Source organism: Rhodococcus sp. NPDC047139 (assembly GCF_040643435.1).
Lineage (GTDB): Bacteria > Actinomycetota > Actinomycetes > Mycobacteriales > Mycobacteriaceae > Rhodococcus.
Genome location: NZ_JBEYUH010000001.1, coordinates 197,810 through 222,944 on the forward strand (window position 1 = coordinate 197,810; position 25,135 = coordinate 222,944).

Here is a 25,135-nt window from a genome sequence, read left to right on the forward strand (position 1 = left end):
ATGCTAACCTCATCCCGTTCTTGTGGTCTGTCATGAGGGAAACGGATGGTGGATATGACATCGACGGTGCGGCGGGATAAGAGGCAGCGAGGTGTGGCTACGCCGTACCGGTGGGTCGCTGCGGGGCTCATCGGTGCCCTCGCCTTCACGGCCGGATGCTCGAGCCGCGACACCCAGGAGGCCGACGCATCGACCGCGGGTGACGCCATCACCATCGTCGACCAGCGAGGGCAGACGATCACCCTCGACGGACCGGCGGAGAAGGTCGCCTTCACCGTCATGCCCGCACCCTCGATCTTCGCGGCGGTCGACCGGAGCTACGACCGGATCGTCGGCATCAACCAGTCCACGCTCGTCGCGAACCAGGGCGGCATGTTCGCCACCATGTTCCCGGCCTCGGCCGAGTCGACCACCGTGGCCGGAAGCGACTTCGTGCCCAATGTCGAGACGCTCCTCGAACTCGACCCCGACGTGGTCGTGCAGTGGGGCGATCGGGGCCCCGATGTCGTCGAGCCCATCGAGTCCGCCGGTTTCCCGGTCGTCGGCCTGGAATACGGCACGCAGGAGGATCTGGAAGCCTGGATCACCCTGTTCGCGCAGATCGCAGGCAAGCCGGAGCGAGGTGAGCAACTCGTCTCGTGGCAACGCGCCGAGATCGAGGAGATGCGCGCGCAGGTTGCCGAACAGACCGAAGCGCGGCCGCGCGCGATGATCCTCTCGCGCAACGGTGACGCCTACAGCACGACCAGCGCCACCGGATACGACGGTTTCCAGTTCGATCTCGTCGGGGCGGACCTCGTGACCCAGGGATTCGTCTCCGATTCCGGTCAGGTGAGTCCGGAGCAGATCCTCGCGTGGGATCCCGAGGTGATCATGCTCAGCGGATTCGACGAGAGCACCCCGGCCGACATCTACGCGGATCCGCGTCTCGCGAGTGTCAGCGCCGTGCAGAACCGCCGCGTCTACAAGACCCCTCTCGGTGGCTACCGCTGGCAGGTGCCGAGCGCAGAGTCGCCCCTGATGTGGGCATGGATGTTCCGAATCCTGTACCCGCAGGAGCGGACGGGCGATTTCCGCGACGATATCCGCGCCGCCTTCGACGACCTGTTCGCCTACGACATCTCCGAGGACGAGATCGACCAGGTGCTGCGTTTCGACCTGAACCGGGATGCCGCGAGCTATGACCAGTTCACTCGCTGATTCGACCGCCCGCTCGGTCCCGGAGGCTCCGATCTCGGTGCCTCCGGGACCGAGGTGGGGCCGTAACGCGCTGATCATCGGCGGTTTCACTGCACTGCTCGTGGTGGTTGCGGTGATCGCGCTGGCGGTCGGGCGCTATTTCGTTCCTCCGAACGAGATCGTCCGGCTGCTCGCCGGCCAGGTCCTTCCGCTGCGCGAGACCTGGACGCAGCAGGAGAGCACGGTCGTCCTCGACGTCCGCCTGCCCCGCGTGCTGATGTCCGTTCTCATCGGCGCCGGACTGGCACTGACCGGTGCCGTGATGCAGGGGGTCTTCCGCAACCCCCTCGCGAGCGCTCAGATCCTCGGGGTGTCCTCCGGCGCGTCGTTCGGCGGTGTGCTGATCCTGCTCACCGGACTCGGCGGAATCGCTCTCGTCGGTGGTGCGTTCGTCGGCGGTGTGGCCGCGCTGCTGCTGGTGCTCGCCATCGCGCGAGCCGTCCCGGGCGCACCACTGCTGATGATCATCCTCGGCGGAACCGTAGTGGGTGCGATGTTCCAGGCGATGGTCTCGTTCATCACATATATCGCGGACCCCTACAGCGAACTGCCCTCGATCGTCTTCTGGCTCATGGGTTCCCTCGCGACGGCCGGCTACGGCAAGCTCGCAATCGCGGTGGTGCCGATCGTGGTTCCCGCCGTCATCGTGCTCGCGCTGCGCTGGCGCCTGAACATTCTGGCGATGGGGGACGAGGACGCCGTCGCGCTCGGCCTGCGCCCCCAGCGCCTGCGACTGCTACTGCTCGGATGCGTCGCCATGATCACAGCCGCCGCCGTCGCGGTGTCGGGTGTCATCGGCTGGGTCGGTCTGGTCGTGCCGCACCTGGTGCGCATGATGATCGGTACCGACAACCGGATGGTGCTTCCCGTCAGCGCGCTTCTCGGTGCCGCCTACCTCACCATGATCGACACCTTGTCGCGGGTGCTCAGTAGCGCCGAGATTCCGATCGGCATCCTCACCGCGATCATCGGCGCCCCCTTCTTCGTGACCCTGTTGATCCGCAACCGAACCCGACTGTGGGGCAGCGATGCTTGACGCGAAGTCCATCTGTTTCCGATATTCGACCAAGGGCCCCTGGATTTTCCGGGACGTCACCGTGAGCGTGGACGCCGGCGAGATTCTCGCCGTGCTCGGTCCGAACGCTCGCGGGAAGACCACGATGCTCAAGTGCCTGTCCGGGCTTCTCTCACCGGTGACCGGGACCGTCACCTCGTCGGGAACCATCGGGTACGTGCCGCAGAGTCACGCGGTGGCGTTCTCGTTCAGTGTGCTCGACATCGTGCTGATGGGACGCGCGAGAAAGGTGCGCATCTACAGCACTCCGACGAGCGCCGACCGCGACGCCGCTCTGGACGCGCTCGGCCGTGTGGGCGTCCTGCACCTGGCCGCCCGCGACTACAGCGGCCTGAGCGGCGGGGAACGACAGCTCGTCCTCATCGCTCGGGCATTGGTCTCCGGTTGCGACACCATCGTGCTCGACGAACCTGCCTCCGCCCTCGACCTGCGCAATCAGGCGCGCGTCCTCACCGTGCTGCGCGGACTGGCGGACGAGGGGATGGCCGTGGTCATGACGACCCACCATCCCGATCATGCCCTGCACATCGCCGAGCGGTCGATGCTCATGGTCTCTGCCGACGACCAGAGAGTCGGCGCCACCAGGGAACTGCTCACCGACGAACTGCTCAGCGAGATGTACGGGGTACCGATCGTCACCGCCGACGTGGAAACTCCCAGTGCGCTGCGTCGGCTGTCGGTTCCGGACTTCGGACGGGGGATCGCATGACAGTCCTGAAAGCCGTGATGGCTCCGCGCGAAGGCGTCCTCGTGGACGGATTCCACGAGATCGACGTCTACGACCTGCGGTCCGCGTGCGGACCCGAGGTCACCGGGATCTACTTCACCGGCGACGTCGACCAGGAGTTCCTGCTCGACAACCGCGACGAACTCGACGATTTCGTCGCGCGAGGCGGAAGAGTCCTGATCAACGGCCACGTGCAGCGAATCTTCCTCAGTGGGCTCACACGTTGGCGCAAGCTCGACTTCCGCAACCCGTCGGATCTCGCCCTGACACGGGTGAACGAGCATCCGGTCTGGGCCGGCATCGACCCGAAGTCCTTGCTGTACAACACAGGTCGCCGCGAGCCCGTGCCGTTCGCGGAACTCGAGCGCATCGGCGTCGCCGGTTTCTACGGCCGTGGTTGCTATCTCGACCTGCCCGAAGGTGCGCGAGTCGTGCACACCCTCGGACGCACGCACGCGCCGATCGACTACGAGTACCCCCTCGGCGCCGGCAGCGTGCTCGTGCACGGCGGCAACGACCTGCTCCAGTTTGCCGGCGAACACCGGGGGACCGCGCACCTGCGCATCCAGATCCTCGAGTGGTTGGAGGGCCGATGAGCCGAACGACACGAACGAAGGCGGCCCCGGCGGTCGCATTTCTGCACGGCGGCAGCCACAGCCATCTGGCCACCCTGGCCGATCCTGCCCTCGCGCCCTACCGGATGCGTGCGGTGCACGTACGCACGGGTGACCACGAGGACCTCGCCGACGCCGATGTGCTGATCGTCGCCGACCGACTGCGGCCCGACCTGGTGTCCGGATGGGCACCTGCTGTGAAGGACGCCCTGGAACGAGGCGCGACGGTCGTGGTCTTCGGCGAGAACCACGTCCAGGACTGGCTGGGAGTGCCCGAACAATCACGGCCGACGATCTTCTGGTGGTGGCGCACAGGTGAGGACCACCGGGTGCGACTGCAGGCACCGGACCATCCGGCCTGGGGATTCTTCTCCGACCGCTCGGTGATCTGGCATTACCACGGGGTGCTCGAACCCCCGCCCGGCGCAGTGAGTCTGGCGGATCTGCACACCCCGGACGGAGAACGGGACGGCTCCATCCTGTTCGTCGACGAGACCAACCATCGTGGACGCCTGCTGGTGACCACCATGGACCCGGTCTACCACCACGGTTCCGGCTTCATGCCCGGTGCCACCCAACTGTTGTACACGGCCCTGCACTGGGCCACGAGAGGTTAGGACGCGCGTGCTCACCGTCTACGAGTCGGGCCACCCGATCGAATTCACCTTCGCAGACCTGATGAAATACCACGGCCCCGGATTCCCCGGAGGAGTCGCTCACGGCTTCACCGCCATGCAGCACGCTCTCTCGATCCTCGGCGATGTCGAGCGCCGGGAAGTGCAGGTGCGGACCGCCTTTCCGGGGCCCGGCGGACGTGACGCCGTGGAGATGGTGCTGCGTGCCGTCACCGACGGGCGCTACGTCGTCGACCCGGAACTGGCCGCGACCGAACGTGGTGCCACCCTCGCGCGCTATGTCTGGCAGTTCACCTGGCGGGACCGCAGCGTGACACTGCAGATCCGCGACGACGGACTCGTCACCGACGAGTTCATCGCGCTCGGAGCGAAGACCGGCCGCACCGATGCCGAGAACGAACGGCTCACCGTGCTGAAGCAGGAGATGACCGATCGTCTGCTCGCCCGCGAGGTGGGTGCCGTCTACGAAGTGGTGGAGTAACCCGCCCCGGGCCAGAATGAGCCCATGGCAGAGAACTGGAACACGACCGACGACTACCTCGCAGATCTTCTCGTCGGTGACGACCCTGCACTGAAGTCGGCACTCGACGCGAACGCCGCCGCCGGGCTACCGCCGATCGATGTCGCTGCGGTGCAGGGCAAGTTCCTGTATCTGCTCGCCCGGATCAGGGGTGCCCGGCGCGTGCTCGAAATCGGCACGCTGGGTGGATACTCGACGATCTGGCTGGCCCGTGCCGTCGGCGAGACCGGGCGGGTGATCACCCTCGAATACGAGCCGCGCCACGCCGAGGTGGCCCGCGTCAATCTCGACCACGCCGGCGTCGGAGACCGAGTCGAGATCCGGGTCGGACCGGCGCTCGGCTCGCTGCCCGGCCTCGCCGACGAAGGCCCCTTCGATCTGGTGTTCATCGACGCCGACAAGGAGAACAACAGCAACTACGTGCGGGCGGCGCTGGGCCTGTCACGACCGGGCACCGTGATCGTCGTCGACAACGTCGTACGCGCCGGTGCCATCGCGGAGCCCGGCAACGAGGACGAACGCGTCCGAGCCTCCCGCGAGGTACTCGAACTGCTCGCCCGCGAGCCGCGTCTCGACGCCACCGCGCTGCAGACCGTCGGGTCGAAGGGCTGGGACGGATTCGCGATGGCGCTGGTCGTCGACTGATCGTCCGATCAGGGTTGACCGGGGAAGGCCACCGAGGGCACGACGCCGCGGCTCGCACGCCAGCGGGCCGCTCGTATCGCGGTCTCTGTGAGCGCGCCTACTGCGTCGGCCCGCGTGGACTCGCTGCGTGCTCGTTCCACGACCGACCGCCACGCGACCGTCGTGTCGCTTTCGATCTGTTCTGCGAGTTGTGCGGCGGATGCAGGGTCGGTCACCGGGAACGGCACCGTGTACCCGGGTGATGCCACCGGAGGATCGACGCCTGCGGCGCGCAACGCGTCGGCCGTGGCATCGCGTCGTGCGCGGTGCGCTGCGGTGTCTTCCTCCACGGCCTCCGAGGCGGACGGGTCCACGAATGCCGCGACCACGCCGTAGCCGAAGACCGCGGCGTGCTCCGCTTCCAGCGCGTCGACGAGGGCTTGCTGTTCGGATCCGAGTTCGGGTGAGCTCACGGCAGCAACACCGCCGTCTGCACAGCGCAGCATGCACTGATCGACGCGAGCAGACCCGCACGGTAACCCGAGAGGATCTGCGCGAGATCCGCAGCCTCGCGCTGGGACCGGACCAGCCGCTCGCGAAGCTGCTCGACGGTCGGGAGCTCGCCGGTGGGGGTGGTGGCGGTGGTCGACGTCGGAGTGAAGCTCGTCGTGGCTCCTTGCATGCGCGCGATCTCGGCTTCGAGAGCGTCTGCGTGGGCCGTCCGCTCCGACGCGATCGTGCCGAGGACTCCGGAGAGTTCCGGTGCCCGCGCGACCAGCGCGGTGGCGATCGCGGCGTCGGTGCGACCCCGGGCGACCTGACCGGTCAGCGGGTCGGGTTCGGCGACGTCGTCGTCGGAGGTACCGCACGCGGTGAGGGTCGTGATTCCGAGCCCACCGACCGCAACCGACGACCATCGCAGGAGGGTTCGTCGGGAGACGGCGGGACGGTCGAGTGACATCGGCACCGGACCATCGTGCCAGCCCCGCCGTCAGGGGAGGGACGCCGCCCTGGTCACGGGGGCGCGAAACGCGGGTTAGTCTTGATGTCTGCCGGTACGCATCCGTTCCGGCCCACTGTCGGCTGCGACCACAACTGAACGAGGAGCCTGCCCGCCATGCCTGTGCCGCCCCCGGAGAGGATCGTCGAGCTTGTCTCCGATCTGCTCGTCAGAGAGGGATACGACCTCGAGGACGTGGTGGTCACGTCTGCCGGAAAGCACAGTACCGTGCGTCTGCTCGTCGACAGTGACGCAGGTCTCGGTCTCGATGAAGCGGCGCGCCTGAGCAGGATCGTCTCCGAGGCATTCGATGAGGTGTCGGAGTTCGGCGAGTCGCCCTACGTCCTCGAGGTCACCAGCCCCGGCGTCGGTCGTCCCCTCACGCAAGCCCGCCACTGGCGGCGCGCACAGGGCCGCAAGGCGAAGGTGGAACTGGCCGACGAAACACTCGTCGCACGGATCGGTGAACTCGTCGGGGACGAGATCCGCCTCGTGCTGCCCCATCGATCCGGCCCCGTGATCCGCTCGGTCCCGCTCGCTGCCGTGAAGCGAGCAGTGGTGGAAGTGGAGTTCTCTCCGGCTCCTCCGAGGGAACTCGAGCTCGCGGGCGGGCTCGTGGACGGCCGCGTAGCGGCCGGCGAACTCGCGGAAGGCCCCGAGGACGGGCCCGACAGCGACGACTACGACGACACGAACGAAACGAAGGTGGACAAGTGAATATCGAAATCGCCGCTCTGCGCATGCTCGAGGCGGAGAAGAACATCCCGTTCGACGAGCTCATCGCGACGCTCGAGACGGCCCTGCTCACGGCCTACCGGCACGTCGACGGCCATCAGCCGCATGCGCGCGTGGTGGTCGATACGAAGACCGGCGCCATCCAGGTCCTCGCCGAGGAACGCGACGCCGACGGCAACCTGATCGCCGAGTGGGACGACACCCCCGAGGACTTCGGCCGGATCGCGGCGACCACCGCGCGCCAGGTCATCATGCAGCGCATCCGCGATGCCGAGCACGAGCAGCGGTTCGGTGAGTTCGCGACGCACGAGGGCGAGATCGTCAGCGGTGTCGTGCAGCGCGACTCGCGTGCCAACGCGCGCGGCATGGTCGTCGTGAAGATCGGCGGCGAGACGAACAACGCCGAGGGGCTCATCCCGCCGGCCGAGCAGGTGCCGGGGGAGACCTACGAACACGGCGACCGGATCAAGTGCTACGTCGTGGGTGTCTCCCGTGGCCAGCGCGGCCCGCAGATCACCTTGTCCCGGACGCACCCCAATCTTGTCCGGAAGCTGTTCGCCCTCGAGGTTCCGGAGATCGCCGACGAGTCGGTGGAGATCGTTGCGGTCGCCCGCGAGGCGGGACACCGCTCGAAGATCGCCGTGCACTCCACCGTCCCGGGTCTCAACGCGAAGGGCGCGTGCATCGGTCCGATGGGCCAGCGCGTGCGCAATGTCATGCGTGAACTCGGCGAGGAGAAGATCGACATCATCGACTACGACGAGGATCCCGCGAAGTTCGTGGGCAACGCGCTGTCGCCGTCGAAGGTGGTATCGGTCACGGTCGTCGACCCCGACGCCCGGGCTGCCCGGGTGGTCGTTCCGGACTTCCAGCTTTCTCTCGCCATCGGCAAGGAAGGGCAGAACGCCCGGCTCGCGGCCCGCCTGACCGGGTGGCGTATCGACATTCGCAGCGACGCCGCAGCGGCCGGGAACGAGGATTCCCGCGGCGGTTCGACAGACTCGTAGGCGTGGGATGCGGGATTCCGGGCAAAACAACGGTACAGTGGTCGATGGTTCAGCATGACCTGTCCGCGACCGGCGGGGAACGTGCCTCTGCGGTGCGTACCTGTGTCGGGTGTCGGCAGCGAACGCTGGCTGCCGAACTGCTCCGGGTGGTGGCGCGCGAGTCGGAATCGTCAGGTTTCGCCGTGGTTCCCGATCCCCGACGCAGGCTTTCGGGACGAGGTGCGTGGCTGCATCCGACCCCGGAATGCCTGGGCCTGGCGGTTCGGCGCCGAGCATTCGGCAGGGCACTGCGCGTGACCGGACATCCGGACACCGCAGCGCTGGATCAGCTGGTCGGGTCCACGGAGCAGTGATCACGGGCATCGGATCGGCCGCGAGAAGGCCGGACGTAACGACCGTGGGATCGACGACGAGGAACACCAACAGTGACATCGCACTCTGAGAAGAACAGGCACGAACACTCATGAGCACACCGTGAAGCACCAGCGATGAACGTCCATCGGAGATAACCCGAGGTCGTGCGGGCAGTCGGCCGCTCGACCTCATCAGTGAGGAGAGCAGTGGCAGGCAAGGCCCGCGTGCACGAGTTGGCGAAAGAACTCGGTGTCACCAGCAAGGAACTACTCGCACGCCTGAAGGAACAGGGCGAGTTCGTCAAGTCCGCGTCCTCGACAGTCGAGCCGCCGGTCGCGCGTCGTTTGCGCGAATCGTTCGGTAAGACCGAGGGCAACGGCGCAGCGAAGGCTGCGCCCACATCCGCGCCGAAGCCCGGCGCACCCCGGCCGGGACCCCGGCCGGCCCCTGCGAGCCCGGCGCCTGCGAGCCCGGCGCCCGCGTCCGAGGCTGCACGCCCGAAGCCGGGCGCTCCGAAGCCGGCCGCTCCCAAGCCCGCTCCGGCGCCCGAGAAGCCCGCGGCCCCTGCGCCGCAGGCACCCGCTGCTCAGGCTCCGGCTGCTCAGGCGGCCCCGCAGGCTCCGGCTGCCGAAGCTCCGGCTGCGCAGGCTCCCAGCCCGACACCGCAGGCCCCCGCGGCCAAGCCCGGCCCCAAGCCGGCCGGTCCGCGTCCGGGTCCGAAGACCCCGCGTGTCGGTAACAACCCGTACTCCTCGGCTCCGGCCGAGCGTCCCGCTCCGCGTCCGGGCGCCCCGCGCCCCGGCCAGGGCGGACCGCGTCCCACTCCCGGTCAGGCCGGCCCCCGGCCGACTCCCGGCCAGGGACGCCCCGCAGCAGGCCCGGGTGGACCTCGTCCCGGACCCGGCCAGGCCGGTGCGCGACCGGCTCCCGGCTCCGGCGGACCTCGTCCTGCCCCCGGTCAGGGCGGTCCCCGCCCCTCGCCGGGCTCGATGCCCCCGCGTCCCAACCCCGGCGCGATGCCTCAGCGTGCAGCGCGTCCGGCTGCCTCCGGCCGTCCGGGTCGCCCCGGCGGCGCTCCCGGTGGGCGTCCCGGTGGCGGTGGCGGTGGCGGCTACCGCGGTGGCGGTGCCGGTGGTGGCGGCGGTGCACCCGCCGGTGCAGGTGCTCCCGGTGGTTTCCGCGGTCGCCCGGGTGGCGGTGGCGGCGGTGGACGCGGTCGCGGCGGTGCCGCAGGCGCGTTCGGCCGTCCCGGTGGCGCTCCCCGTCGCGGTCGCAAGTCGAAGCGGCAGAAGCGGCAGGAATACGATTCGATGCAGGCGCCGTCGGTCGGCGGCGTGCGGCTGCCGCGCGGCAACGGCGAGACCATCCGTCTCGCTCGCGGCGCGTCGCTGTCGGACTTCGCCGAGAAGATCGACGCCAACCCCTCGGCTCTCGTCCAGGCGCTGTTCAACCTCGGTGAGATGGTCACGGCCACTCAGTCCGTGAACGACGACATCCTCGAGCTGCTCGGCTCGGAGATGAACTACGTCGTGCAGGTCGTCTCGCCGGAGGACGAGGACCGCGAGCTGCTCGAGTCGTTCGACATCCAGTACGGCGAGGACGAGGGCACGGAGGAAGACCTCCAGCAGCGTCCGCCGGTGGTCACCGTCATGGGTCACGTCGACCACGGCAAGACCCGCCTGCTCGACACCATCCGCAAGGCGAACGTCGGTGAGGGCGAGGCCGGTGGCATCACCCAGCACATCGGTGCCTACCAGGTGATGACGCACCTCAACGGTGAAGATCGCCTGATCACCTTCATCGACACCCCGGGTCACGAGGCGTTCACCGCCATGCGTGCCCGCGGCGCCAAGTCGACGGACATCGCGATCCTCGTGGTCGCCGCCGACGACGGTGTCATGCCGCAGACGGTGGAGGCGATCAACCACGCTCAGGCCGCCGATGTGCCGATCGTGGTCGCGGTCAACAAGATCGACAAGGAGGGTGCGAACCCTCAGAAGATCCGTCAGCAGCTCACCGAGTACGGGCTGGTCGCGGAGGAGTACGGCGGCGACACCATGTTCGTCGACATCTCCGCGAAGCAGAACCTCCACATCGACCAGCTGCTCGAAGCGGTGCTCCTCACCGCCGATGCGGCACTCGATCTGCGCGCGAACCCGGACATGGAGGCGCAGGGCGTCGCCATCGAGGCACACCTCGACCGCGGTCGCGGTCCGGTGGCCACCGTCCTCGTTCAGCGCGGCACCCTGCGGGTCGGCGACTCGATCGTCGCCGGCGATGCCTACGGTCGCGTGCGTCGCATGATCGACGAGCACGGTGAGGACGTTCTCGAGGCACTGCCGTCGCGTCCGGTTCAGGTCGTCGGTTTCACCTCGGTGCCCGGCGCCGGTGACAACCTGGTCGTGGTGGAAGAAGATCGCATCGCACGCCAGATCGCCGACCGGCGAAATGCCCGCAAGCGCAACGCGCTCGCCGCACGCAGCCGCAAGCGCATCAGCCTCGAAGATCTCGATGCCGCGCTCAAGGAGCACAACGAGCTCAACCTCATCCTCAAGGGCGACAACTCGGGTACCGTCGAGGCCCTCGAAGAGGCCCTCATGGGGATCGAGATCGACGACGAGGTGCGCCTGCGTGTCATCGACCGCGGTGTCGGTGGTGTCACCGAGACCAACGTCAACCTGGCTGCTGCGTCGAACGCCGTGATCATCGGCTTCAACGTCCGCGCCGAGGGCAAGGCCACCGAACTCGCGAACCGCGAGGGTGTCGACATCCGCTACTACTCGGTCATCTACCAGGCGATCGACGAGGTGGAGAAGGCCCTCAAGGGCATGCTCAAGCCGATCTACGAGGAGGTCGAGCTCGGCCGCGCCGAGATCCGCGCGATCTTCAAGTCGTCGAAGGTCGGCAACATCGCGGGTTGCCTCGTGCAGTCCGGCATCGTCAAGCGCAACGCGAAGGCCCGCCTCATCCGCGACAGCAACGTCGTGGCCGAGACGGTCACCATCTCGTCGCTGCGCCGCGAGAAGGACGACGTCACCGAGGTCCGCGAGGGCTTCGAGTGCGGTATGACGGTCACCTACTCCGACATCAAGGTCGGCGACGTGATCGAGGCGTACGAGTTGCGCGAGAAGCCGCGCGACTGATCCACCCCTGCCCGTGGCGGTGAACGATTCGTCGTTCGCCGCCACGGGTGTGTCGGGATGTCCGACTCGTCGACGGGAGGAACGGATGTACCTGGGAGCGCTCGAACTCGACCTGCTGCTCGGTGACGTGCATTCGCTCAAACAGAAGCGATCGGCCATCCGTCCGGTGATCGCAGAATTGCGCCGGCTCGGGGTGTCCGTTGCCGAAACCGGGGAACACGATCTGTACAGACGGGCACGGGTGGGTGTGGCGGTTGTCGCTCCCGACCTCGCGCACGTGGGAGAGATACTGGACAAGTGTGAGCGGCTGGTCGCCCAGCGGCCCGAACTCGACCTGCTGTCGGTCAGGCGCAGGTTGTTCGGGCCCGAGGACTGATCCGGGCCGCACGACGGGCCGCCTACGCGGCCACAAGAAGGGAACGAACGACATGGCCGATCCAGCACGGGCCCGCCGTCTCGCGAAGCGCATCGCCACGATCGTGGCCACCGCCATCGACCACGAGATCAAGGATCCGCGGCTCGAATTCGTGACGATCACCGATGCCAAGGTCACGGCGGATCTGCACGATGCGACGGTGTACTACACCGTCCGGGGTGCGGACCTGAACACCGAGCCCGATTACGCCGAGGCCGCCGCAGGGCTCGAGAAGGCCAAGGGGGTCCTCCGTTCGAAGGTCGGTGCCGGAACGGGCGTGCGATTCACCCCGACCCTGACGTTCGTCACGGATACGGTGCCCGACACGGCGCGCCACATGGAGGAGCTTCTCGCACGTGCCCGTGCCGCCGACGACGAGGTCGCCCGCGCGCGCGAGGGTGCTGTTCCGGCCGGTGAGGCCGACCCCTACAAGGAGCCTCGTGAACGCGACGCCGGTGACGACGACGAATAGCGAACCGGTGAACGATCGGAGCGTTCCGGAGGCCCTTTCGCATCGGAGCGAGGCGGGAGTCCCGCCCGTCCAGGCGGGCTCGGTCGACCTGAAAGGTGCCGTCGCCCTGCTGGACGCGGCGGCCATCGTGACGGTGCTGTGCCACGTCAATCCCGATGCCGACACTCTCGGCAGTGGCCTGGCGCTCGGGCTCGCGCTCGAGCGCCGGGGCGCCGCTGTCCAGGTGGCCTTCGGCGCGCCCGCGCACATACCCGACTCGATGCGCTCTCTGCCCGGTGGTCACCTCGTCACGCCGGCCGCGCAAGTGCGGCGCGACGCCGATCTCGTCGTCACGGTGGATTGCGGCACTGCAGGGCGCCTCGGCGTGCTGCGCGACCGCCTGGACACCGCGCCGTGCAGCCTGGTGATCGATCACCACCTGTCCAATACGCGGTTCGGCACCCACAACCTGATCGATCCCGAGTCCGAGGCGACCGCCATGGTGCTCGCGAATCTCTTCGATACCTGGGGCGTCGACATCGACGCGGAACTCGCGCACTGCCTCTACGCCGGACTCGTGACGGACACCGGATCCTTCCGGTGGGGGCGCCCGGAGACACACGTACTCGCCGAGCGACTCCTCGCCACCGGGATCGACGGGACCTCGATCACACGGACCCTGCTCGACACGCATCCCTTCGGCTGGCTGCTGATGCTGTCCTCGGTTCTGGCTACGGCCACACTCGATCGTGAAGCCGTGCAGGGCAGGGGGTTGGTCTACGCCTTCGTCCGGCGGGCCGACTCGGCGGATCTCGGTCCGGAGGAGGTCGAGAGCGTCATCGACATCGTGCGCACCACCGCCGAAGCCGAGGTCGCCGCAGTCTTCAAGGAAGTCGCTCCTCAGGAGTGGACCGTCTCGTTGCGCGCGAAGACCTCGGTGGACGTGTCGGCTGTCGCCACCGCTCTCGGGGGTGGCGGACACCGGTTCGCGGCCGGCTACACCGCCCACGGTGATACCGACCGGATCGTCGCGGCACTGCGCGGCGTGCTGGGTTGACGGGCTCGTCGGGCGGCGGATCCCCCGCGCCGGAGATCTCGGGCCGGAGGATTCTCGGGCTCGCGGTTCCCGCACTCGGGGTTCTCGCAGCCGAGCCGCTCTATCTGCTCTTCGACATCGCAGTGGTCGGCCGGCTGGGGGCGCTGCCCCTGGCCGGTCTGGCGATCGGCGGTCTGATCCTCGCGCAGGTGAGCACTCAGCTCACCTTCCTGTCGTACGGAACCACGTCGCGTGCAGCGCGTTTCCACGGGGCGGGCCGGCACGACGACGCGGTGGGCGAAGGGGTCCAGGCGACGTGGCTGGCGATCGGCGTCGGAGTGGTGATCCTGGTAGTCGGCCAACTCGCGGCCGGACCCGTCGCACGAGTGCTCGCGGGCGATGCCGAGATCGCCGACGCCGCGGTCTCGTGGCTGCGGGTAGCACTGTTCGGAGCCCCCCTCATCCTCGTCGGCCTGGCCGGCAACGGCTGGATGCGTGGCGTGCAGGACACGGTGCGTCCGCTGCGATTCGTGATCGCGGGGCTCGCGCTCTCGGCGGTGTTGTGCCCCGTTCTCGTCCACGGACTGCTCGGCGCTCCTCACTGGGGACTCGTCGGTTCCGCCGTGGCCAACGTGATCGGGCAATTCGTGTCCGCAACCCTGTTCGTGGTCGCGCTGCTCAGATCCGGTGCCGCGCTGAAGCCTCGCCCGGTGGTGATCGGTGCGCAATTGCGCCTCGGCCGCGACCTGATCGCCCGTAGTCTCGCGTTCCAGGCATGCTTCCTGTCAGCAGCGGCGGTGGCGTCCCGTTTCGGTGCTGCGGCGGTGGCCGGCCACCAGGTCGTGCTGCAGCTGTGGAACTTCGTGACACTGACCCTGGACTCGCTGGCCATCGCCGCGCAGGCCCTCGTCGGTGCCGCGCTCGGCGCGGCGGACAAGCGCGGCGCATCCCGGCTCGCGTGGCGGGTGTCGGCCTGGTCGGCGGTTTTCGCCGGCGTCCTCGCGGTGACCTTCCTCGTGGGCAAGGATGTGATCCCGAACCTGTTCACCAGCGATGCCGAGGTGCTCGACCAGATCGACGTCGCGTGGTGGTTCTTCGTGGCGATCATGCCGCTCGCGGGGATCGTCTTCGCTCTCGACGGAGTCCTCCTCGGAGCCGGGGACGCAGCATTCCTGCGCACCGCCACGCTGGTCTCGGCTCTGTTCGGGTTCCTGCCGCTCATCTGGCTGTCGCTCGCCTACGACTGGGGTCTGGCGGGAATCTGGACGGGGCTTACGGTGTTCATCATGTTCCGGATGATCGCCGTCGTAGGGCGCACGCTCTCGGGACGATGGGTGGTGACGGGCGCGGACCGGCAGGTGCGCGTCCACGACGAGTCGGGAGGTTAGTGCCGGTGGCAGCGAAGCTGTGGGCGATCAGCGACATACATGTGGGCCATCGGGGCAATCGCCCGGTCACCGAGGATCTGTATCCCGAGTCGCCCGACGACTGGCTGATCGTCGCGGGGGACGTCTCGGAGAAGACCGACGACATCCGGTGGGCGCTGTCGCTGCTCCGCAGCCGGTTCGCGAAGGTGATCTGGGTGCCCGGCAACCACGAACTGTGGACGACCGCCAAGGACCCGGTGCAGATGCACGGGGTGGCGCGCTACGACTACCTCGTGACGATGTGCCGCGAGCTCGACGTCCTGACCCCCGAGGATCCCTATCCCGTTTGGGAGGGGGAGGACGGGCCGGTGGTGCTCGTCCCGATGTTCCTGCTCTACGACTACTCGTTCCTCCCGGAAGGAACCACGACCAAGGCGGACGGGCTTGCGCTCGCGCGGGAACGCAACGTCGTCGCGACCGACGAGTTCCTGCTGAAGCCGGATCCGTACGTCACGCGCGACACCTGGTGCCGGGTGCGCGTCGAGCAGACCCGCGCACGACTCGACGCGCTCGATCCAGCTCTGCCGACAGTGCTGATCAACCATTTCCCGCTGGTACGCGAACCGACGCGGATGCTGTTCTATCCCGAGTTCGCCCTGTGGTGCGGCACAACCGAGACAGCCGACTGGCACTTGCGTTACCGCGCCCTGTGCAGCGTCTACGGCCACCTGCACATCCCCCGGACCACCTATTACGACGGCGTGCGCTTCGAAGAGGTCTCCGTCGGTTACCCGCGTGAGTGGCAGCGTCGCGGGCTGTCTCCGCAGCCTCTGAGGCAGATCCTGCCCGTTCCGGAGTACCCGCCGGGCAGCCTGAACAAGTGGGGCGGTCACTTCACGGTGACCCCCGAGATGGAAGCCGAGGCCGAGAAGATGCGGGCTCAACGAGAGAAGGAGTTGCGGTGACCGAACCGGACACCGGCCAGAAGACGGACACGCGCGAGGCGTTGATCGGGCGCATCGTGCCGGACGGCGTCGCTGCAGCCGAGTTGTTCGAGGACCCACCGGGACTGCGCCCGCATCCTCAGGAGGAACCGCTCGTGGCGCGAGCGGTGGAGAAGCGGCGACGCGAGTTCGCGGGCGCGCGTCACTGCGCTCGCGTGGCCATGCGGACACTCGGAGTCGAACCGGCACCGGTGTTGCGGGGCGAGAAGGGCGACCCGCAGTGGCCGCAGGGCCTCGTCGGCAGCCTCACTCATTGCGACGGTTATCGCGGTGCTGTTCTTGGCTATTCGCTGCAGGTGCGGTCGCTGGGTATCGACGCCGAACCCCACGACGTGCTGCCCGACGGGGTGCTTCCGGCGGTGAGTCTGGACGCCGAACGGGAATGGCTGGCCTCCGCCGGTGACGAGCTGCACTGGGATCGCCTGCTGTTCTGCGCGAAGGAGGCCACCTACAAGGCGTGGTTCCCACTCACGCGGCGCTGGCTCGGTTTCGAGGACGCCCACATCACGTTCGAGCGTGATGCGGCGTCCGACGCGATGACCGGCACCTTCCATTCCCGGTTGCTGGTGCCCGGGGACACGCTCGCCGGTCCGCCGCTGACCGGCTTCGACGGGCGCTGGCTCGTCGCCGACGGACTTGTCCTCACCGCGATCACGGTGCACTGATGAACGACGCCATACACACGCAGCCGCAGGAACATCCGGCACTTGCCCGAGCGGGCCTGCTCGTCGTCGACAAGCCGGCCGGGATGACGAGCCACGACGTGGTGGCACGCTGCCGCAGGCTGCTCGGCACCCGGAAGGTCGGGCACGCCGGCACCTTGGACCCGATGGCGACGGGTGTGCTCGTCCTCGGCGTCGAACGAGCCACGAAGCTGCTCGGACTACTGGCGCTGACGACCAAGTCGTACAGTGCGACCGTGCGCCTCGGCCAGAGCACCGTCACGGACGACGCCGAAGGTGAGACGACAGCGATGGCCGAGGCCACGCACGTCACGGACGAGCAGATCGCAGCTGCCGTCGCGGCACTGACCGGTGACATCGAGCAGGTACCCGCAAGCGTCAGCGCCATCAAGATCGACGGCAAGCGCGCCTACGCCCGCATGCGCGAAGGCGAGAGCGTGGAACTGAAGGCGCGGCCGGTGACGGTCTCGCGGTTCGACGTCCGTGCGCGGCGCGAGGTACCCGAGGGTGGTTTCGTGGACCTCGACGTCGAGGTGGACTGTTCCTCCGGCACCTATATCCGGGCACTCGCACGCGACCTCGGCGCCGCTCTCGGCGTGGGTGGGCACCTGACTGCGCTGCGGCGGACGAAGGTCGGTCCGTTCGGACTCGAGCACGCTCGCACGCTCGAGGAGCTCGCAGAGGATCCGACGCCGAGCCTCGACCTCGATGCTGCGGTGCGGACGGCCTTCGAATGCCGGACCATCAGCGACCAGGAAGCCGGTCTGCTCGCGAACGGCCGGTGGCTCGAGCCCGCCGGGATGCAGGGCGTCTATGCCGCCGTGGACTCGAGGGGCAGGGCGGCTGCTCTCCTGCAGGAGAAGGGCAACCGGGCGTCGGCCGTCTTCGTGGTGCGGCCCGCGAACATGTGACCTGGGCCCGATCGGTTCAGATCATCCAGATCGCGTCGGCGGCGAGGGTACCCAGATCGACGATCCTCCCGTCGTCGCCGCCGACGCGAATGGACACCGTTCCCGCGAAGTCACGACGCTCGACGACGGCGATGTCGGTGTCGAGCGATATGCCCACCTCGTCGAAGTAGCGCAGCATCGCCGGATCGGCATCGGAGATCCGCGCGACGTGCCCGTGCTCCCCGTCGGCGAAGTCGCTGAGCGGCCGCGCCGGGGGAGCGGGGATGCGACCGTCCGGTGACGGGATCGGATCGCCGTGCGGGTCGCGCTCGGGATGGCCGAGTTTGGCGTCGATGGCCGCGACCATCCGTTCGGAGACGGCGTGCTCGAGCACCTCCGCCTCGTCGTGGACCTCGTCCCACCCGTAACCGAGTTCGCTGACGAGGAACGTCTCGATCAGGCGGTGGCGGCGGACCATCGCCACGGCGGCATTCCTGCCCTCGTCGGTGAGGGAGATCGCGCCGTAGCGGGCGTGATCGACGAGCCCTTGGTCGGCGAGCCGGCGCACCGCTTCGGACACCGTCGACGCGGATACGCCCAGTTTCTCTGCGAGCAGCTTGGTCGAGATCTTCTCTCCGGACCACTCCTGGATCGTCCACATGATCTTGAGATAGTCCTGGGCGACCGAGGACAGCATCTCGGCGGCGGGGGTCTCGTTCCTGTCAGGCACGCGTTCAGCTTAGGTAACCATCACCCCGGAATCACGCTGTCCAGTGGCTCGCGCGGCGTTTCGGCTTCACGGGCACGGCGGCGCGTCACGAATCGGGTGACGACTCCCTGGCGCGGTGCGAACAGGTACGCGAGGGTGAAGACCACGGCCTGCGCGAGTACCACCACACCGCCGGTCGCCGCGTCGGTGTAGTAGCTGGTGTAGACACCGACCACCGAGGCGATCACGGCCAGAACCGGTGCGATCAGGAGCATCCGCGCCATCCGGTCGGTGAGCAGATAGGCAGTCGCGCCGGGAATGATGAGCATCGCGACCACCAGGATCACGCCGACCGCCTGCAGCGCGCTGACGATCGTCACCGCGAGGAGGGACAGCAACAGTGCTGACAGTGCGGCGGGGGACAGGCCGAGTGTGTGAGCCTGCACACGGTCGAAGGCGAACAGTGTCAGATCCCGGCGCTTGGCGACGAGAACGGCCAGCACGACCGCGGCGAGGATCGAGACCTGCCAGACGTCGCCCGTCGTCAGGCCGAGCAGATTTCCGAAGAGCACGTGGTGCAGGTCGATCTGGCTGGGGTTCTTCGAGATCAGGACCACGCCGAGGGCGAACAACGTCGTGAAGACGATGCCGATTGTGGCGTCCTCCTTCACCCGGCTCGTTCCTCGTACCAGCCAGATCAACGCCACCGCGATGCCGGCGAAGACCAGAGCTCCCAGCGCGAACGGCGCACCCACCAGATAGGCGAGCACGACCCCGGGAAGCACGGCGTGCGAGACCGCGTCACCCATGAGCGACCAGCCGATGAGGACGAGCCAGCAGCTGAGGAGGGCGCACACGACGGTCGCTGCGACGGCGACGAGCAGGGCCCTCTGCATGAAGCCGTACTGCAGGGGCTCGATCAGTGTGTCGATCATCGTCCGCCTTCCTGTGCGTATGCCGTGGTGCTCGCACCGTCGACCGGTGGTGGGGCGCCGAACGCGCGGGCGAGATTCTCCGGGCGGAGCACCTCGTCGGGGGTTCCGTGGACGAGAACCCGGCGCTGCAGGAGCAGCGCTTCGTCGCACAGCCGCCCGAGACCCGCAAGATCGTGGGTGGCCACCAGGATCGCGTGGCCGCTCGCGGCCAGTTCGCGGATGACGACGGTCAGTGCGTTCTCGGTCGTGGTGTCGACCCCGGCGAACGGCTCGTCGAGCAGCAACAGGGGTGAGCCCTGTGCGATAGCGCGCGCCACGAAGACGCGCTTGCGCTGACCTCCCGAGAGTTGCCCGATCTGGCGCCCGGCCAGCGCGGTCATGCCCACCCGTTCGAGGGCGGCGTCGACGGCCTCGTAGTCGGCCGGACGGGGCCGGCGCAGGAAGCCCTGGTGTCCGTAGCGACCCGTCATGACGACCTCGCGTACGCCGATCGGGAAGTTCCAATCGACCGCCTCGGATTGCGGCACATAGGCAACCTGCGTGCGTCGCCGCGCCACGGCGGTGGTCGCCCCGCCGATGGTGACGCGGCCGGAGGTGGGCCGAACCAGTCCCATGATCGTCTTGAACAGGGTCGATTTCCCCGACCCGTTCGTTCCGACCAGCCCGCAGACGCGCCCGGGCTCGAGTTTCAGGGTGACGTTCTGCAGCGCCAGGACGGTGTCGTAGCGCACCGTCACGTCGTCCACGAGGAGCGCGGGCGTGCCGGGTGTCGGGATCAAGAGCTCAGTCCTGTCGTGATGACCTCGATGTCGTGCCGGAGCAGGTCGAGGTAGGTGGGCACGGGACCATCGGGCTCGGAGAGCGAGTCGACATAGAGAACACCGCCGAACTCCGCTCCGGTGTCTGCCGCGACCTGACGTTGCGCCTTGTCCGACACGGTCGACTCGCAGAACACCGCGGGCACCTCGTTGGTTCGCACGAAATCCACCGTGCGAGCGATCTGCTGGGGCGTGCCCTGCTGGTCGGAGTTCACCGGCCACAGATAGGCCTCCTGCAGGCCCGCATCGCGGGCGAGATAGCTGAAGGCGCCTTCGCAGGTCACCAGTGCGCGGCGGCTTTCGGGGACGCCGTCGAGCGCGGTGACGAGTTCGGTGTACAGGCCGTCGAGTTCCGCCTTGTAGGCCTCCGCGCTGCTCGTGAAATCGTCCGAGTGCTCGGGCGCGAGATCTGACAGTGCTGCGGCGATGTTGTCGACATAGACGCGAGCGGCGAGAGGGGACATCCAGGCATGGGGGTTGTACGGTCCCGTCACGGCACCCTCGCCGATCGGGAGAGGCTCGACACCCTCGCTCACCACGACGTGTTCGGCGTCGAGGTCGGTGACGAATTGCTCGAACCAGCGTTCGAGACCGAGGCCGTTGTCGAGGATCAATGCCGCGTCGGTCGCGAACCTCAGGTCACCCGGTGTGGGTTCGTAGCCGTGGACCTCGGCTCCGGGCTTGGTGATGGACTCGACCCGAATATGTTCACCGCCGATGTTCCGGGTCATGTCGGCGAGCACCGTGAAGGTGGTCAGGACGAGCGGGCGTTCGTCGGCTGCGTTGGAGGTGGAACACCCGGCGAGGGCTGCGGCGCAGGCGGTGACCGCTATCGCGGCGACGGCTCGGGTCGCGCTCAGGCGTGCGGACGGGGTTCTGCAGGCTCTCGACAAGAAGTTCGGCACACCGAAATTATGCATTCGCCAACCCGTCGATGACACAGGGGGACGCGCCGTCGCGTATCCGGACGTGCCCGGCCGCTGCCCGCGCCGTAGGCTGCCGATGTGCAGAGATGGCGAGGTCTGGACGAAATTCCCGCGGACTGGGGTCGGTGTGTACTCACGATCGGCGTGTTCGATGGCGTACACCGTGGCCATCAGCAACTCATAGCGCGTGCCGTGGAATCGGCACGCGAACGAGGTGTGCCCGCTGTGCTCATGACCTTCGATCCTCACCCCATGGAAGTGGTGCGGCCGGGCAGTCATCCCGCGCAGTTGACCACCCTTGCGCGGCGTGCGGAACTCGCCGAGGAGCTCGGCATCGACGTCTTCTGCGTCATGCCCTTCACTCCGGAGTTCATGAAGCTCTCGCCCGAGCGGTACGCCCACGAAATCCTCGTCGAGCGGTTGCACGTGGCCGAGGTCGTCGTCGGGGAGAACTTCACCTTCGGGAAGAAGGCGGCAGGCACCGTCGAGATGCTGCGCTCGATCGGGGAACGCTTCGGGTTCGCCGTCCAGGGACTCACGCTGGTCGCCGAGCACGCCGTGACGTTCTCGTCGACGTACATCCGGTCGTGTGTCGACGCCGGGGACGTCGCTGCGGCTGCCGACGCGCTCGGACGTCCGCATCGGGTCGAGGGTGTCGTCGTGCACGGCGACGGACGTGGGCGCGACCTGGGGTTCCCGACTGCGAACGTCGCGCCGCCGATCTACGCGGCGATCCCGGCCGACGGTGTCTACGCCGCGTGGTTCACCGTGCTCGACTCCGGCTCGCCCGTCGCGGGATTGACTGTGGGCCAGCGTTACCGCGCGGCCGTCTCCGTGGGCACCAATCCGACCTTCTCCGGACGCAAGCGCACCGTCGAGGCATTCGTGCTCGACGAGAAGGCCGACCTGTACGGGCAGCACGTGGCGGTCGATTTCGTCGAACGGTTGCGCGGTATGGAGAAGTTCGACTCCGTCGAGGCGCTGATCTCGGCGATGCACCGCGACGCCGAACGCGCCAGGGACGTGCTGCTCCGCGCCGAGGGATGAGTGCGGTCGGGTCTCTGGTAGGCTCGACCGTCGGTGCGTGCTGCGGTTCGCGGTGGCCGTACCGGGCGGATATCCTCCGTCTTTCCGTCACGCGGACGTCAGTTGTACAGGAGTGACCCAGTGGCTCTGACCACCGAGCAGAAGAAGCAGATCCTCGGCGAGTACGGTCTCCACGAGACCGACACCGGTTCCCCCGAGGCGCAGGTGGCCCTGCTCACCAAGCGCATCGTGGACCTCACCGAGCACCTCAAGCAGCACAAGCACGACCACCACTCCCGCCGCGGCCTGCTGCTGCTGGTCGGTCGTCGTCGCCGCCTGCTGAAGTACGTCGAGAAGGTCGACGTCGAGCGTTACCGCTCGCTCATCCAGCGTCTGGGTCTGCGTCGCTGACGCCGACGACACACGACCTGATCTGCATTCGCTGATCTTTTCCGACAGCCGACGGGGCACCCACTACACTGGGCCTCGTTGGCTGTCGGTGTTTGTGCCGGTTCGGCCGGCGACTTCCATCGCCCCAGTGGTGATGATCCGTATGCACCGACGGTGTCGGTCCTCGGTAGTGACCTTCCGGTCCCGTCGGGTGGTATCCCGAATCCGCCGGAGGGTTTCGATCGACGACCGCCTCCGTGAGTCGGTGCGCAGCCGTGGCCACGGGGGTCACGGCGCCCGCGCGGGTACGGCGAAGACGAAGAGGGAAGAGAAGACATACAGATGACAAGCACTACCGCAGTCGAGATCGACGAAGGCGTCTACGAGACCGTCGCGACGCTCGACAACGGTGCCTTCGGCACCCGCACCATCCGCTTCGAGACCGGCCGCCTCGCCCGTCAGGCCGCCGGTTCGGTCGTCGCCTATCTCGACGACGAGACGATGCTGCTCTCGGCCACCAGCGCCTCGAAGCAGCCCAAGGACCAGTTCGACTTCTTTCCGCTGACGGTGGACGTCGAGGAGCGCATGTACGCCGCGGGTCGTATCCCCGGCTCGTTCTTCCGTCGCGAGGGACGTCCCTCCACCGACGCGATCCTCACCTGCCGCTTGATCGACCGGCCGCTGCGCCCGTCCTTCGTCGATGGCCTGCGCAACGAGATCCAGGTCGTCGTCACGGTGCTGAGCCTGAACCCGAACGACCTGTACGACGTGGTGGCGATCAACGCCGCGTCCGCCTCGACCCAGCTCGCGGGTCTGCCCTTCTCCGGCCCGGTCGGTGGCGTGCGTGTCGCGCTCATCGTCTCCGACGACAACAAGTCGGGTCAGTGGGTCGCGTTCCCGACCGTCGAGCAGCTCGAGAACGCCGTGTTCGACATGGTCGTCGCGGGTCGCATCGTGGGTGGAGCCGACAACCCGGACACCGCGGACGTCGCGATCATGATGGTCGAGGCCGAAGCGACCGAGAACGTCATCGCTCTCGTCGAGGGTGGTGCCCAGGCTCCGACCGAGACGGTCGTGGCCGAGGGGCTCGAGGCTGCGAAGCCGTTCATCGCCCGCCTGTGCATCGCGCAGCAACAGCTCGCTGCTGCCGCCGCGAAGCCCACCGGTGAGTTCCCGCTCTTCCCGGCCTACCAGGAGGACGTCTACGCCGCCGTCGAGGCAGCCGCTTCCGACAAGCTCGCCGAGGCGCTCACCATCGCGGGCAAGCAGGAGCGCGACGATCGCACCGACGAGATCAAGGTCGAGGTGCTCGAGCAGGTCGCCCCGAACTTCGAGGGTCGTGAGAAGGAGATCGGCGCGGCCTTCCGTTCGCTCACCAAGAAGCTCGTGCGCCAGCGCATCCTGCGCGACCAGTTCCGCATCGACGGTCGCGGTGTCACCGACATCCGTGCGCTCTCGGCGGAGGTTGCGGTCGTGCCCCGCGCCCACGGTTCGGCTCTGTTCGAGCGCGGCGAGACCCAGATCATGGGTGTCACGACACTCGACATGGTGAAGATGGCGCAGCAGGTCGACTCGCTCGGACCCGAGACGAGCAAGCGCTACATGCACCACTACAACTTCCCGCCGTACTCCACCGGTGAGACCGGTCGTGTCGGTTCGCCGAAGCGGCGTGAGATCGGCCACGGCGCACTGGCCGAGCGCGCACTCGTCCCGGTTCTGCCGAGCCAGGAGGAGTTCCCCTACGCCATCCGCCAGGTCTCCGAGGCCCTCAGCTCGAACGGCTCCACGTCGATGGGTTCGGTCTGCGCTTCCACGCTGTCGATGCTCAACGCGGGCGTGCCCCTCAAGGCGCCGGTCGCCGGCATCGCGATGGGCCTGGTCTCCGACGAGGTCGAGCTCGAGGACGGCTCCCGCGAGACCCGTTACGTCGCGCTCACCGACATCCTCGGTGCCGAGGACGCCTTCGGCGACATGGACTTCAAGGTCGCGGGTACCAAGGACTTCGTGACGGCTCTGCAGCTGGACACCAAGCTCGACGGCATCCCCTCGCAGGTCCTCGCGGGTGCGCTCTCGCAGGCCCACGATGCTCGCGCCACGATCCTCGAGGTCATGGCCGAGGCCATCGACACGCCCGACGAGATGAGCGAGTTCGCACCGCGCATCACGACGATCAAGGTGCCGGTGGACAAGATCGGTGAGGTCATCGGCCCCAAGGGCAAGATGATCAACTCGATCACCGAAGAGACCGGTGCCAATATCTCCATCGAGGACGACGGCACCGTCTACGTCGGTGCTGCCGACGGACCGTCGGCGCAGGCCGCGATCGACAAGATCAACGCCATCGCCAACCCGCAACTGCCGAAGGTGGGCGAGCGGTTCCTCGGTACCGTCGTCAAGACCACGGCCTTCGGTGCCTTCGTGTCGCTGTTGCCGGGACGCGACGGTCTCGTGCACATCAGCAAGCTGGGTAACGGCAAGCGCATCGCGAAGGTCGAGGACGTCGTGAACGTCGGCTCGAAGATCCGCGTCGAGATCGCCGACATCGACAATCGCGGCAAGATCAGCCTCGTCCCGGTGGAGGACGAGACGGCCGAGGCCACCGCGACCGGCGAGGACGCCGAGTCCTGATCCTCGATCCTCGGCCTGCCGGGCTTCCGGTAGGCAGAGGGAAAAGCACCCGTGGTGCCCGACTCCGGTCGGGTCCCACGGGTGCTGTCGTTTCGCGCGAGGGTGGTTACCGGCGTGCAACCGCCCGGCCACCGCGACGGTGAGGATCGGCCCGAAGTGGGTCCGGTGCCGTCCGAGAGGTGGT

The 25,135-nt window shown here is 68.0% G+C and carries 27 protein-coding genes; 21 read left to right on the forward strand and 6 right to left on the reverse strand.

What is annotated here, in order from left to right; genetic code table 11:
• The first annotated feature begins 93 nt into the window (after nt 1-93).
• From ABZ789_RS00930 to ABZ789_RS00960, 7 genes are all read left to right on the forward strand, one after another.
• On the forward strand, nt 94-1,200 hold the full coding sequence (locus tag ABZ789_RS00930) for an ABC transporter substrate-binding protein (protein ID WP_358417590.1): 1,107 nt from the start codon (nt 94-96) through the stop codon (nt 1,198-1,200).
• Nucleotides 1,181-2,275 (forward strand): iron ABC transporter permease, encoded by a 1,095-nt coding sequence (locus tag ABZ789_RS00935; protein WP_358417593.1) that lies wholly within the window; start codon nt 1,181-1,183, stop codon nt 2,273-2,275. The genes ABZ789_RS00930 and ABZ789_RS00935 overlap by 20 nt, the downstream gene beginning before the upstream one ends.
• A 61-nt stretch (nt 2,276-2,336) precedes the next feature.
• A complete protein-coding gene (locus tag ABZ789_RS00940; RefSeq protein ID WP_358417596.1) occupies nt 2,337-3,023 on the forward strand; it encodes an ABC transporter ATP-binding protein in 687 nt (228 codons plus the stop codon).
• Nucleotides 3,020-3,637 (forward strand): hypothetical protein, encoded by a 618-nt coding sequence (locus ABZ789_RS00945; RefSeq protein WP_358417599.1) that lies wholly within the window; start codon nt 3,020-3,022, stop codon nt 3,635-3,637. Before ABZ789_RS00940 ends, ABZ789_RS00945 begins: the two co-directional genes overlap by 4 nt.
• Entirely contained in the window at nt 3,634-4,272 is a 639-nt protein-coding gene (locus tag ABZ789_RS00950) for a hypothetical protein (RefSeq protein WP_358417601.1), read from the forward strand. The genes ABZ789_RS00945 and ABZ789_RS00950 overlap by 4 nt, the downstream gene beginning before the upstream one ends.
• 7 nt (nt 4,273-4,279) lie before the next feature.
• The gene (locus tag ABZ789_RS00955) at nt 4,280-4,771 is read left to right on the forward strand and encodes a hypothetical protein (RefSeq protein ID WP_358417604.1); all 492 of its coding nucleotides are present in this window, start codon (nt 4,280-4,282) and stop codon (nt 4,769-4,771) included.
• Between the two features lie 24 nt (nt 4,772-4,795).
• On the forward strand, nt 4,796-5,455 hold the full coding sequence (locus ABZ789_RS00960) for an O-methyltransferase (RefSeq protein ID WP_358417607.1): 660 nt from the start codon (nt 4,796-4,798) through the stop codon (nt 5,453-5,455).
• A gap of 8 nt (nt 5,456-5,463) precedes the next feature.
• On the opposite strand, the gene ABZ789_RS00965 is transcribed toward ABZ789_RS00960, so the two are convergent.
• Together ABZ789_RS00965 and ABZ789_RS00970 are read right to left on the reverse strand one after the other, a co-directional pair.
• Nucleotides 5,464-5,907, reverse strand: a complete 444-nt coding sequence (locus tag ABZ789_RS00965) for a ferritin-like domain-containing protein (protein WP_358417610.1) — start codon at nt 5,905-5,907, stop codon at nt 5,464-5,466.
• A complete protein-coding gene (locus ABZ789_RS00970) occupies nt 5,904-6,395 on the reverse strand; it encodes a hypothetical protein (RefSeq protein ID WP_358418189.1) in 492 nt (163 codons plus the stop codon). The genes ABZ789_RS00965 and ABZ789_RS00970 overlap by 4 nt, the downstream gene beginning before the upstream one ends.
• A 156-nt stretch (nt 6,396-6,551) precedes the next feature.
• Here ABZ789_RS00970 and rimP point away from each other — a divergent pair, with 156 nt between their 5' ends.
• The 11 genes from rimP (at nt 6,552) to truB (ending at nt 17,540) form a co-directional block, all read left to right on the forward strand.
• Complete coding sequence (gene rimP / locus ABZ789_RS00975) at nt 6,552-7,151, forward strand: ribosome maturation factor RimP (RefSeq protein WP_358417613.1); 600 nt, start codon at nt 6,552-6,554, stop codon at nt 7,149-7,151.
• Nucleotides 7,148-8,176: a transcription termination factor NusA gene (gene nusA / locus ABZ789_RS00980; protein ID WP_358417616.1), complete on the forward strand. Its 1,029-nt coding sequence runs from the start codon at nt 7,148-7,150 to the stop codon at nt 8,174-8,176. Before rimP ends, nusA begins: the two co-directional genes overlap by 4 nt.
• Before the next feature lie 44 nt (nt 8,177-8,220).
• Nucleotides 8,221-8,529, forward strand: a complete 309-nt coding sequence (locus ABZ789_RS00985; RefSeq protein ID WP_358417619.1) for a YlxR family protein — start codon at nt 8,221-8,223, stop codon at nt 8,527-8,529.
• 207 nt (nt 8,530-8,736) lie between these two features.
• Complete coding sequence (gene infB, locus ABZ789_RS00990; protein ID WP_358417622.1) at nt 8,737-11,673, forward strand: translation initiation factor IF-2; 2,937 nt, start codon at nt 8,737-8,739, stop codon at nt 11,671-11,673.
• An 85-nt stretch (nt 11,674-11,758) separates the two neighbouring features.
• Nucleotides 11,759-12,049, forward strand: coding sequence for a DUF503 domain-containing protein (locus ABZ789_RS00995; protein WP_358417625.1), 291 nt, complete (start codon nt 11,759-11,761; stop codon nt 12,047-12,049).
• Nucleotides 12,050-12,101: 52 nt separating this feature from the next.
• Nucleotides 12,102-12,560 (forward strand): 30S ribosome-binding factor RbfA, encoded by a 459-nt coding sequence (rbfA, locus tag ABZ789_RS01000; RefSeq protein ID WP_358417628.1) that lies wholly within the window; start codon nt 12,102-12,104, stop codon nt 12,558-12,560.
• 88 nt (nt 12,561-12,648) lie between these two features.
• Nucleotides 12,649-13,596, forward strand: a complete 948-nt coding sequence (locus tag ABZ789_RS01005; protein WP_358418191.1) for a bifunctional oligoribonuclease/PAP phosphatase NrnA — start codon at nt 12,649-12,651, stop codon at nt 13,594-13,596.
• Nucleotides 13,593-14,963 (forward strand): MATE family efflux transporter, encoded by a 1,371-nt coding sequence (locus ABZ789_RS01010; protein ID WP_358417631.1) that lies wholly within the window; start codon nt 13,593-13,595, stop codon nt 14,961-14,963. The genes ABZ789_RS01005 and ABZ789_RS01010 overlap by 4 nt, the downstream gene beginning before the upstream one ends.
• A gap of 5 nt (nt 14,964-14,968) precedes the next feature.
• Nucleotides 14,969-15,907, forward strand: coding sequence for a metallophosphoesterase (locus ABZ789_RS01015; protein WP_358417634.1), 939 nt, complete (start codon nt 14,969-14,971; stop codon nt 15,905-15,907).
• A gap of 41 nt (nt 15,908-15,948) precedes the next feature.
• A complete protein-coding gene (gene npt / locus ABZ789_RS01020) occupies nt 15,949-16,611 on the forward strand; it encodes a 4'-phosphopantetheinyl transferase Npt (protein ID WP_358418194.1) in 663 nt (220 codons plus the stop codon).
• On the forward strand, nt 16,611-17,540 hold the full coding sequence (gene truB, locus ABZ789_RS01025) for a tRNA pseudouridine(55) synthase TruB (protein ID WP_358417637.1): 930 nt from the start codon (nt 16,611-16,613) through the stop codon (nt 17,538-17,540). Before npt ends, truB begins: the two co-directional genes overlap by 1 nt.
• A 16-nt stretch (nt 17,541-17,556) precedes the next feature.
• On the opposite strand, the gene ABZ789_RS01030 is transcribed toward truB, so the two are convergent.
• Genes ABZ789_RS01030 through ABZ789_RS01045 form a run of 4 tightly spaced genes read right to left on the reverse strand, consistent with a single transcriptional unit; the run spans nt 17,557 to nt 20,814 of the window.
• Nucleotides 17,557-18,249: a metal-dependent transcriptional regulator gene (locus ABZ789_RS01030; RefSeq protein ID WP_358417640.1), complete on the reverse strand. Its 693-nt coding sequence runs from the start codon at nt 18,247-18,249 to the stop codon at nt 17,557-17,559.
• Nucleotides 18,250-18,269: 20 nt separating this feature from the next.
• Entirely contained in the window at nt 18,270-19,163 is an 894-nt protein-coding gene (locus ABZ789_RS01035) for a metal ABC transporter permease (protein ID WP_358417643.1), read from the reverse strand.
• The gene (locus ABZ789_RS01040) at nt 19,160-19,942 is read right to left on the reverse strand and encodes a metal ABC transporter ATP-binding protein (RefSeq protein WP_358417646.1); all 783 of its coding nucleotides are present in this window, start codon (nt 19,940-19,942) and stop codon (nt 19,160-19,162) included. The genes ABZ789_RS01035 and ABZ789_RS01040 overlap by 4 nt, the downstream gene beginning before the upstream one ends.
• Complete coding sequence (locus tag ABZ789_RS01045; protein WP_358418197.1) at nt 19,939-20,814, reverse strand: metal ABC transporter substrate-binding protein; 876 nt, start codon at nt 20,812-20,814, stop codon at nt 19,939-19,941. Before ABZ789_RS01045 ends, ABZ789_RS01040 begins: the two co-directional genes overlap by 4 nt.
• Nucleotides 20,815-20,985: 171 nt before the next feature.
• On the opposite strand from ABZ789_RS01045, the gene ABZ789_RS01050 reads away from it, so the two are divergent.
• From ABZ789_RS01050 to ABZ789_RS01060, 3 genes are all read left to right on the forward strand, one after another.
• On the forward strand, nt 20,986-21,954 hold the full coding sequence (locus ABZ789_RS01050) for a bifunctional riboflavin kinase/FAD synthetase (RefSeq protein ID WP_358417649.1): 969 nt from the start codon (nt 20,986-20,988) through the stop codon (nt 21,952-21,954).
• A 120-nt stretch (nt 21,955-22,074) separates the two neighbouring features.
• On the forward strand, nt 22,075-22,344 hold the full coding sequence (gene rpsO / locus ABZ789_RS01055; protein WP_006551263.1) for a 30S ribosomal protein S15: 270 nt from the start codon (nt 22,075-22,077) through the stop codon (nt 22,342-22,344).
• Nucleotides 22,345-22,665: 321 nt separating this feature from the next.
• Nucleotides 22,666-24,951 carry a polyribonucleotide nucleotidyltransferase gene (locus ABZ789_RS01060; protein WP_358417653.1) on the forward strand — a complete coding sequence of 762 codons (2,286 nt, stop codon included), beginning with the start codon at nt 22,666-22,668 and terminating at the stop codon, nt 24,949-24,951.
• Nucleotides 24,952-25,135 lie beyond the last annotated feature (184 nt).